This window comes from Vibrio sp. 2134-1, from assembly GCF_033339495.1.
The window spans coordinates 1-575 of record NZ_JAWOUS010000735.1 but is presented as its reverse complement, the minus strand read 5'-3'; the positions used below and the strand labels follow the sequence as shown (position 1 = coordinate 575).

Sequence of the window (575 nt, the reverse complement as noted above, 5' to 3'; positions counted from 1 at the left end):
TGCATCGGAATCGGTAGCGCAACGAGGTTGGTTTCCCCCAATTTTGAGGTGTCGACCATACCCATGAAGTATGCCATTACATAGCCAACCAGCATGGCAATCACGATCGAAGCCACGCGAATGTATGGGTTTTTAGAACGATTCAAAATCACAATTAACCCAAGTACGGTACCAGCGAGCGCCAGTTTGTCTAAGCTACCAAAAGTACCGTCGCCCATTGCAGCATAGCCTCCACCCATAGAAACCAAGCCAACTTGGATCAGCGTCAGGCCAATCAGAGTTACGACAATGCCAGAGACGAGAGGTGTGATGATGCGACGTGCATGCTCAAGCACACGAGACAGTAAGATCTCGGCAAAGGAGGCAACTAAAATCGTCCCGAAAATCGCCGCCATCATGGTGCTGATGTCCGCGCCACCTGCTTTGAGTGATAAACCCGCACCGATGATTGGACCCAAAAAGTTAAAGCTGGTGCCTTGCACCGATAGCAAGCCGGAGCCGACAGGGCCAAAGGTACGGATTTGGATAAAGGAAGAAACACCAGATGCAAACAGCGACATGCTGATAATGGTGTT

Annotated in this window: 1 protein-coding gene; it reads right to left on the bottom strand. The window is 50.3% G+C overall.

The window, feature by feature from the left end; genetic code table 11:
* Nucleotides 1–575: solute carrier family 23 protein (locus tag R7R78_RS28250; protein WP_318119754.1), on the bottom strand; the 575-nt coding region annotated here is incomplete at both ends.